General features: G+C 65.6%; 13 protein-coding genes, 1 tRNA gene and 2 pseudogenes. 6 read left to right on the plus strand and 10 right to left on the minus strand.

Features of this window, described 5'->3' with window-relative positions; all coding sequences use genetic code 11:
• The 7 genes from CV1CTNOD_RS24510 to CV1CTNOD_RS25480 form a co-directional block, all read right to left on the minus strand.
• Window positions 1-201: nucleotidyl transferase AbiEii/AbiGii toxin family protein (locus CV1CTNOD_RS24510; protein WP_165485357.1), on the minus strand; the 201-nt coding region annotated here is incomplete at its 3' end.
• Window positions 198-527, minus strand: a complete 330-nt coding sequence (locus CV1CTNOD_RS07015; RefSeq protein ID WP_165485358.1) for a nucleotidyl transferase AbiEii/AbiGii toxin family protein — start codon at window positions 525-527, stop codon at window positions 198-200. The genes CV1CTNOD_RS24510 and CV1CTNOD_RS07015, both read right to left, overlap by 4 nt.
• Window positions 524-1,036 carry a helix-turn-helix domain-containing protein gene (locus tag CV1CTNOD_RS07020; protein WP_131785350.1) on the minus strand — a complete coding sequence of 171 codons (513 nt, stop codon included), beginning with the start codon at window positions 1,034-1,036 and terminating at the stop codon, window positions 524-526. Before CV1CTNOD_RS07020 ends, CV1CTNOD_RS07015 begins: the two co-directional genes overlap by 4 nt.
• A gap of 383 nt (window positions 1,037-1,419) precedes the next feature.
• Window positions 1,420-1,620: a type II toxin-antitoxin system HicA family toxin gene (locus tag CV1CTNOD_RS28145; RefSeq protein WP_431607083.1), complete on the minus strand. Its 201-nt coding sequence runs from the start codon at window positions 1,618-1,620 to the stop codon at window positions 1,420-1,422.
• On the minus strand, window positions 1,617-1,847 hold the full coding sequence (locus CV1CTNOD_RS07030; protein WP_207386247.1) for a type II toxin-antitoxin system HicB family antitoxin: 231 nt from the start codon (window positions 1,845-1,847) through the stop codon (window positions 1,617-1,619). Before CV1CTNOD_RS07030 ends, CV1CTNOD_RS28145 begins: the two co-directional genes overlap by 4 nt.
• A gap of 160 nt (window positions 1,848-2,007) precedes the next feature.
• Window positions 2,008-2,079, minus strand: a tRNA-OTHER gene (locus CV1CTNOD_RS24515).
• Window positions 2,080-2,248: 169 nt separating this feature from the next.
• A complete protein-coding gene (locus tag CV1CTNOD_RS25480) occupies window positions 2,249-3,106 on the minus strand; it encodes a DUF4231 domain-containing protein (RefSeq protein WP_207386248.1) in 858 nt (285 codons plus the stop codon).
• 208 nt (window positions 3,107-3,314) lie between these two features.
• Between CV1CTNOD_RS25480 and CV1CTNOD_RS07040 the strand changes: the two genes are divergently transcribed.
• Window positions 3,315-3,869: an HD domain-containing protein gene (locus CV1CTNOD_RS07040; protein WP_131785352.1), complete on the plus strand. Its 555-nt coding sequence runs from the start codon at window positions 3,315-3,317 to the stop codon at window positions 3,867-3,869.
• Here CV1CTNOD_RS07040 and CV1CTNOD_RS07045 read toward each other — a convergent pair.
• Window positions 3,857-4,327 carry an NUDIX hydrolase gene (locus CV1CTNOD_RS07045; protein ID WP_131785353.1) on the minus strand — a complete coding sequence of 157 codons (471 nt, stop codon included), beginning with the start codon at window positions 4,325-4,327 and terminating at the stop codon, window positions 3,857-3,859. The two genes, CV1CTNOD_RS07040 and CV1CTNOD_RS07045, sit on opposite strands and share 13 nt — an antisense overlap.
• A gap of 6 nt (window positions 4,328-4,333) precedes the next feature.
• Window positions 4,334-5,191: a helix-turn-helix domain-containing protein gene (locus CV1CTNOD_RS07050; RefSeq protein WP_131785354.1), complete on the minus strand. Its 858-nt coding sequence runs from the start codon at window positions 5,189-5,191 to the stop codon at window positions 4,334-4,336.
• Window positions 5,192-5,420: 229 nt separating this feature from the next.
• On the opposite strand from CV1CTNOD_RS07050, the gene CV1CTNOD_RS26360 reads away from it, so the two are divergent.
• Window positions 5,421-5,720 (plus strand): hypothetical protein, encoded by a 300-nt coding sequence (locus CV1CTNOD_RS26360; RefSeq protein ID WP_242606438.1) that lies wholly within the window; start codon window positions 5,421-5,423, stop codon window positions 5,718-5,720.
• Window positions 5,717-5,968, plus strand: a complete 252-nt coding sequence (locus CV1CTNOD_RS07060) for a hypothetical protein (protein ID WP_131785355.1) — start codon at window positions 5,717-5,719, stop codon at window positions 5,966-5,968. The genes CV1CTNOD_RS26360 and CV1CTNOD_RS07060 overlap by 4 nt, the downstream gene beginning before the upstream one ends.
• Window positions 5,969-6,042: 74 nt before the next feature.
• On the opposite strand, the pseudogene CV1CTNOD_RS07065 reads toward CV1CTNOD_RS07060, so the two are convergent.
• Window positions 6,043-6,467, minus strand: a pseudogene (locus CV1CTNOD_RS07065) (helix-turn-helix domain-containing protein).
• Window positions 6,468-6,659: 192 nt separating this feature from the next.
• Between CV1CTNOD_RS07065 and CV1CTNOD_RS26365 the strand changes: the two are divergent.
• The 3 genes and pseudogenes from CV1CTNOD_RS26365 to CV1CTNOD_RS24520 all read left to right on the plus strand — a co-directional run.
• Window positions 6,660-7,121 (plus strand): hypothetical protein, encoded by a 462-nt coding sequence (locus CV1CTNOD_RS26365; RefSeq protein WP_242606439.1) that lies wholly within the window; start codon window positions 6,660-6,662, stop codon window positions 7,119-7,121.
• A gap of 155 nt (window positions 7,122-7,276) precedes the next feature.
• Window positions 7,277-7,564, plus strand: coding sequence for a hypothetical protein (locus tag CV1CTNOD_RS07080; RefSeq protein WP_131785356.1), 288 nt, complete (start codon window positions 7,277-7,279; stop codon window positions 7,562-7,564).
• A pseudogene (locus CV1CTNOD_RS24520) lies at window positions 7,565-7,945 on the plus strand (FtsK/SpoIIIE domain-containing protein); the annotation flags it as partial.

Consider the following 7,945-nt stretch of genomic DNA (forward strand, 5'->3'; position numbering starts at 1 on the left):
GAGTAGCCGATCGCCACGCCGGGCGACCTTCGCGCAGCCCTGGTCCTGAGCGCCGGCCAACCGCAGAAGCTGGTCCTTCCCAAAGCGACGCGACAGCCAGTACACGTCCGTGAAGTCCCGGGCTTCGGCCCGACCGAAAAGAGCCAGCGTCTTGCGCGCGGCCAAGTCTCGGGCGGTGAGGGTGGGTCCGAGTTCCGTCATGGTCGGCGCCTGGTCGGGCGGCTGTCGATGCCTATATCGACGATCAATGATTCCGCACCGGTGTCGGTGACGAGTCTGGCGAACGTCTCCGTGACGTGGATCCGCCTGACGGTCCATCCCCGTTCTTGCGCACTTCGCTCGTAGGCTGCCGCCACCGCCGAGATCAGCATGCCCGGTGCTGGGGATGTGAACAGATCAAGATCCCGGGTTGGCCGGTTGACGAGATCACGGACGTTGAGGGCCGCGCCACCGGCGACCGCGAAACCCGCGCTTTCCGGTAGCGCGAAGAAGGTTCGCGCCACCAGCCGCTGGAGCCATGTGATCACGGCGGGAGGACGGTCTGTTCCCACCGCCGTCGGATTGCTGCAGGGAGGACCAGCTCACGCCACGCATCGATCAGCAGGGCGCCGTCGATGTAAGTCTGGATATCCTCAGCCTGCCCCTCGCGCAGCACGATCTCATAGACACGCTGCCGTTGCTGACGGTCAGACAAGTCATAAATCCGCGCAGGGTCGGACCAGCCGAGATGCACCGGCAGCCGCACCCGCGCCAGCGCCAGCGTCACGGGAAGACGAGGCAACCGGTCCGGGACCACGAACGGCCGTCCCCGCTCATCGTTGACCACCTGAAACCCGGGAACCGGGACGATGTCGAGGCGGAAACCCGCGACGGCCAGCAACCGCTCCGCGGTCGCCAGCGTCGGCGACTTCGAGCCGTGCTCGTAGGCCGCCAGCGTCGGCCTGGAGGTATGAGCGAGGCGAGCCATCTCCGCCCCGGACAATCCGGCCTCCAGACGTGCCCGCTCAATGAGGCGCCCGCTCGAAGACCCTTCCACGTCAACCTCCCGGTGTATCCGATCGGATACTATCATCCGATCGTCGGCACCCCCACCTCCGGCAAGAGGATCGGCGGCGTGCCTCGGATGCCTCCGGTACCCGTGACGACGGCCCGCCTCCGATCGAGACCACCAGACTGCTCCAACCAGGCATCTGGGGGAAGAGTTCGCCGGAGGGGAAAGCGTTTGGCCCGTGATCCGAACGGTGGACGGGGCGAGCCCAGGAAGAATCCGGCCGCGGCGGTTGTCGGCGTGCGCTTGGTCGCCCTCGTGGTGGGCTGCCCGCTCAAGTACGTCGGCGAAGGTTCGGATCTCGCGGCGGGGTCGCGTCCGGAAGCCGCTCGCCCGCGCTGGGTATCCGCTACAGGAGTGCGTCGAGCTCGTCAGGGCGTAGTCCCGCTTGACAGAGAATCGCCGCGAGCGTGCCACGCTTGATTTGTGGTGTGGAGAGGCACGGTCACCCCACGCCCGTTGTCCAGGTTGCGCATCACGACGTGGCTTCCCCTGCTCCGAACCTGCGTGAACCCGGCGCGCTCGAGTGCCTTGACCAGCCGCGCGCCGGACAGTACAGGAAGGCCGCTCAAGCCACACGCACCTGCACCGCGGTGGTCAGAGGGTGTGCGTCAAGTGAGGCGCGATCCGCTGGTGTCGCGTCTTCGAGGTAGATCTCGGCGGCTTCGCGGATGTTCGCCAGTGCCTCCTCCACGGTGTCGCCCTGGCTGATCACGCCCGGCAGCTCCACAATCTGGGCGACGTACCCGCCGTCCGGGTCTGGCGTCAGTAGCGCTGTGAGCAGTCTTGTCTCAGCCACGCGACGAGCGTATGGCGCCACATGACGTCGAGCCGTCAGAACGATCATCCCGGCCTCGGGACGATGGCAGCGGCGGAGCGGAGTGTTATCCGCTGTCTAAGCGGCATGCAACGAAGCATCCGGATTGATCGATTACGTTCTGCCTGGTCAGGGGGGTTTGTGCGCCCGGCAGGGATCGAACCTGCGACCTGGTGCTTAGAAGGCACGGCAAGCACTCGCTGTCTCAGCCCGCCTTCTGCCCTGGCGATCCACCGGCGTCCGCCTTCGTAGGCGCTCGTTGCTACACCGGTTGCTACATCCGCACCGTCGCATGCCACCCGATTACAAGATCGACCTACTCCATCAGTGGTCGTCCTCCGAGGTCCGTATCGCCTGGTCAACGCCTTGATATCTGCGTCTCGTTACTGTGCTGCACGGCTGGTCGCTGACTCCCGTTCTGAGGGTTGATCGAGGTTTTGCTCTCGTTTTCTTTGTTCTGCCTTGAGCTGCTCAATCTCTTCCACGAAATCGGCGAGCGCTTCATCGTCGGTTAGATTTTTATAGCGTCCAATGCTCAACTCAAATGCTTTCCACTCCTGCTCGATCGCATCGGCAGTTTGCTGTAGATGGAAACTCCTTTCGCGAAACTTATAGTATCCAGTAAATCCGGCGGCGATGCCAACAAAAAAGCTACTTCCGGCGGTCGCCCATCTAAATACAACTGTGTCGACGGATATTCCTGCCAAGGTGGTTGTGGCAAGCGATCCGATGATTATGCATGCTTGCAAGTAGTTGTGAATTCTTCGGTAGCGAGTACTTTCGCGCCGATAGCGAGTCAGGGTTGGTGTTATTTCCTCCCTGTAGCCGCTACGGCGGTACCGGCTGTCAAGCATCAACTCTGCGGCTTGAATTCTCTTTCGTTCCCGTAAAACGCTTAGATCTAGATCTAATTCTGCGACACTCTTCACGCTGTCATCAGTAAAGGTTGTCCAATAGATAAAGGTTGCAGTCGATACGGCCAGACTTCCAAAGGGAATTAGAATGAAATTGATCAACCTTAGGTCAACTGTTCTCCATGTTAACGCTGTAGCTATGTAGACGGCTATCAATGTGGCTGGCCCGACCGCGGTACATATACGCGCCACACGTCGAGTGAAGCGTGAATTGCGTAGTTCCGCTTCCTTGCGGAGAATCTCTTCGTTGATTTTCAGTAGCCGCTGGGCGGGGCCAAGGGAGGCCATGCTCGTCACGACAAGATGATGGCACAAGTTGTTGATCATGATAGGTCGGCTGCCTGTCGGGCCACCCGACTCTTTTGTATCGGGCTATGCTGGCGGGTAGTCGGCGACGCGCCGGCGAGCATAGCGTGCCTGCGCCACGCGCAGCCGTCGCGTGGCGCAGGCCGTACCGTCTGATCCTAAAACGGGTATTTCGGCAGTCCACTGGACTCGGCTGACGCCGGACCGGGGTGTACATACCGTCGTGTGGGTGGATGTAGCGGCTGCTGAGCGGTTGGCGAGCGAGCTTCTTGTGCCTTTGGGTGACCGGTGGGCTCATGTGCGGGAGGTTGCTGCCCGTGCGCGGGAAGCGGCGGTGGCAGTGGACCCGGAGGAACGGGACCTGTTGGTCACCGCGGCCTGGCTGCATGACATCGGCTATGCCCCGGCGGTGGGGTTGCTGCGGTTCCATCCGGTGGACGGTGCCCGGTTCCTTCAACAGCGTCCGGACGTCTCCCGCCGGCTGTGTGCGTTGGTGGCGCATCACTCCTGTGCCCGGATCGAAGCCGAGGAACGCGGCCTGTCCGACGTGCTGGCCTCCTGGGAGCTGGAGGAGTCGCCGGTGATGGACGCCCTGGTGTTCGCGGACATGACGACCGGTCCGAAGGGGCAGCGGTTCACCTTCGCCGAGCGGGTGGAGGAGATCTTTTCCCGGTATGGGGAGGGTTCGGTGGTGCATCGCTCGATTGCGCGTGCTCGTCCGCTACTGGGGGTCTCGATCGATCGGATGTTGCACCGTCTGGCGGCGGCTGGTCAGCCGATATAGGGCGTGGGGCGGCCTTCGAGGTAGTGGTTGATCCGTAGCCGCATGGACGGGTGGATGTTCAGGCTGTCGAGGTCGGTGGGGGCGACGAACTGGACTTCCTTCGTCTCGCTGGACGTGCGCAGGGTGCCGCCGAGCATGCGGGTGGTGAAGCACAGGGAGAACTGTTGGCGGACCTCGCCGTCGTCGTAGGCCAGGACGTGCCGGGGGTTGGTGTACACGCCGATCAGGCCGGTGACCTCGATGTCGATGCCGGTTTCCTCCTTGGTTTCCCGGACAGCGGCGTCCGCGATCGATTCGCCGAGGTCCATGCCTCCGCCTGGCAGCGCCCACAGGTCGTTGTCGGTTTTGTGGACCATGAGGATGCGGCCAGTCTCGTCGGTGACGACCGCGGTGACCGAGGGGACGACGCTGTTGGCCTTGGGGGCGTTGGGGTCGTTGAAGTAGTCGATCCGTGCCATGGGCTGTCAGGCTCCTTCGGTGGTGGCCCAGACGCGCTCGAACCCGGCGGCGTAGTGGTCGAACAGGCTGCCGTCGGCGGTCTGGCGCAGGTGCAACACGGAGGAGTGCGCGGCCGGGGCGCCGTAGACGTGGGTGTTCACGAGCATCTCGTTGTCGAATCGGTAGATCGAGTTGTACAGGGTCGTGCTGTGGAGCCGGAGGTCGATGCCGGGGACGTCGCGCAGGCCGGACAGGTAGGTGAGGGTCATCCGGGTGCGGGCGGCGAGGTTGTCGCCGATGCCTTCCTCGGCGCCGCGCAGCGCTACCGCGTCGGAGGCGGGATCACCGAGCGAGTAGCGGATCTTCACGCCGGTGGCGGCCTTCGCGCGCAGGAGTGGGACGAGGTCGGCGTGTCCGTCGGGGAGGAACAGGCCTGCGATCACGAGGATGTCCACGGTGTCCTGGGCGTGGTTGAGCAGTGCCCGCCACATCTCGCCGGGGACGGTGCCACGGTTGGGGTAGATCCGCACAACCTCGGGGACGAGCTCGGTCGGCAGGGGCCGGGCGGGCGCGTCCTGGCCGTCCGGCCGCCGGGTGTCCGGTTTTTCGGCAAGGCCGAGAGGGGTTCGGGGGATCCCGAGGCCGTCGGCGAGACGCTTGAAGATCTCCAGGCTGGTGACCCGCCGGCGGCCGCTCTGGATCTCGCTGACGTGGGACTGCGGGATCTCGCAGGCGCCCGCGATCTGGGTCTGTGTCGCACCGGTGTACTTCCGGTAGATGGTCAGGACGACGGCCATGTCCCGGCCGCTGATCGCTTCGGCCATGTCGGGCTGCTCCCACAGCCCTTCGGGCGTGGGGGGTAGCGGACGGCGTCCGGTTCCCATGGGGCCTCCCGATGGCCTGCACGCAAACGGTACGAACGCTCATCGAACGACACGACTATACGGCCAGTGGATAGATCGTGGGGTGTTCGGCGTATACGGCCTGGGACTTTCGGCGACATCCGTGCGCTCGGCACAGTCGTTCGCAACCGGCCCTGTCCCGCGTTGAGGGAGCTTGCCCGCGGGACCGGGCCGGCATCCAATCGACGATGCGGACGGGACGGTGAAGCCGGTGACGGTGACCAGCAACGGGACGAGAAACGGTGTGGAGGACAGCGGTACGGACACCCGGACGCCGGTGCTGTGGGGTGTCGTGCGGTTCGAGCCAGGAGCGGAACGCCGTGTCCGCGACACAATGATCACATTTGATTCGGCGGCGTCGGCGGACCTGTTCGCCATCGAGAACGGCTGGCACGACTACCAGGTCACGCCGCTGTTCTTCTTCGTGGAGAACGTCTCCCGGCAGGTGGGGGGCCGTAGCCAGCTCGAGGCGGCACTCGCGCGTGCCGTGCGGCGGCCCAGGCCGCGGTGACCAGCGACGCCGACGACGCGGACCGTCCCTCCGACGATGCGCAGCCGCCGAACAGCGGAGAGTCGCTGTTCCCCGCTGGCGCGAGGGAGTGGGTCGTCACGCTCACACCGTCCATGCGGCCGGCGGAACTGATCCGGATGTTGCGGACGCTGCCGGAGACCGCCGAGTTCGTCGAGTCGTTCGGTGACGTCGACCTACTTCTGATCTTCTGTCTGGCGCTGCCACAGCGAGCCGCGCCACCGGGATAGCTCGACAGCACGGCCGTAGAAAAGGGCTGGAACCGCGCGGGGAGGACTCCGTGAGGTTCCAGCCCTTCGGCGTTTCACAGGCCGCACGTGCTGAGGTGCCGTTCGATGAGAGCGAGACGCTGATCCATCCGCCGGAGATGGCCTTCGATCGCGTCAAGGCGTGCCACGACCCAGCGGTCCGCCGGGGACGCGGTCCGGTCGGTGTCGTCGTCCGCGTCGTCCGCCTGGTCGCCGAGCAGGACCCGGATCAGGTGGTCGTCCGGCCAGTCCAGCGCGCGGGCCACCGCGGACAGGTGGTGTTCTGGACGCGGCGGGAGTGCCGGGCGTGCTGGAGCTGCCGCAGGGTGGCCACGGACACCCCGGACGCGGTCGCGAGGGCCTGTTGTCCGATGCGGCGGGCGGCCATGCGGGCGTTGAGCGCGTCGGCGACAGCCTGCCAGTTCTCACCCTCAACCCGGCCGCGTGCCGTGTACGGCGGGACGCCGTCCTTGTTTGTCACCTGTCAAAAATAGCTGTGGGGCAAACGGCTGTTGACATGCCAACCGGTCGGGGTATGGATTTCATACGGGGTGCATATACATAGGTACGATATCGCTTGGCAAGCGGTTCCTGAGCGCCTCATTGTGGATGCTGTCCGGGACGCGGCGTCCCGCCGGAACCCGGACCTGATCCCTGACGGAGGTGGGTGACGGTGGCGCTGCCACGACGAATTCCGGTGCGGTTCGAGGACGTGTTCCCGCACGGCGCGTTCGTGCTCGGTGTGGAGGCTGCCCGCGACTTCGCGAAGGCGCAGGCGGGTGAGGTCGACGTCCAGGAGCGCGACAAGGACACCGGAGAGCCGCTGTGGACGGTGTGTGTCATGGACCCGGACCCGACCGCGCGTGCCGGCTCGGCGGAGGTGAAGGTGAAGATGGGGGCGGCGGTGATGCCGGTGGCGCCGGAACCGTTGGCTGACAACGGTGAACCGGGCTCGTCGTTGCATCTGGGGCTCCACGTCGGCGGGGACTGGACGGTGTTCTGTCACCGCTACCCGGACCGGACACCGATCCTCGGGATCGACACCGGGGGCGTACCTCACGTTGTCGATCTGGGATCAGACGGTGACCGCGGGGCATCTGGAGTTCGCCCACGCGCTGGTCCAGGCCGCCAATGACCATCTGTTGGAATGCGAGCGGTTGATGCTGGAGGCCGCTGACACAGGCCCGGACGAGGGGCCCGCGGTCGCGGCATAACCGCCTCCAGCGGGTTTCTTGCCTGCCGGATTCTTTTCCTCTGATTCTTCTTTCTGCAAGGTGGGTGTGATCTGTCATGGCAAAAACCAACGGGTCGCGGCCGTTTCCCGAGGTGCCGACCCGCAATCCGAAGGTCGATGTGCCGCTGTGGATGCTGCTGATCGGGCTGGCTGGAAAGATCCTGTGGCATCTGCTGCGGTGGCTGGCCCGCCGGCCGGTGACCGTCGCCGTGGTCGTCACCATCATGGTGATCCACCACCGGTACGGGACGACCGGTCTGGGTGCCGCCGGGCTGGGCCTGGCCGTCGTCGCCGCGGTGTGGTGGCGGCTGCACCGCCGGTCGTTCTCCTGGCTGGCCTGGTAGGTGATCGGCCGGCTGCGGCTGGGGCTGGTCTATCGGCGACGGTGGCGGCCGGTCATGGTCTACACCGAGTTGGCGATCCGGGAGCCGACCTCGACCGGGGACCGGGTGGCGTTCGCCGAGACCTTCCCCCGCATCCGGCGGATCCGCTGCACCCGCTGGGCCGACCGGCTGCGCGTCGAGCTGCTTTATGGGCAGACGCCGCAGCAGTGGGCGGAACAGGCTGAAGCATTACGGCAGGCGTTCCGCGCTCGGGGCTGCCGGGTGCGGGCGGACCGGCGGGTCGGGTTCATCTGGGTGGAGTTTACCCGCCGGGATCCGTTGGCCCGCCCGGTCACCCCAACCGACCTCGACGCCGACGGTGACCGCTCCGACCACGGGGAC

It is taken from the genome of Protofrankia symbiont of Coriaria ruscifolia (genome assembly GCF_900634745.1).
Lineage (GTDB): Bacteria > Actinomycetota > Actinomycetes > Frankiales > Frankiaceae > Protofrankia > Protofrankia californiensis.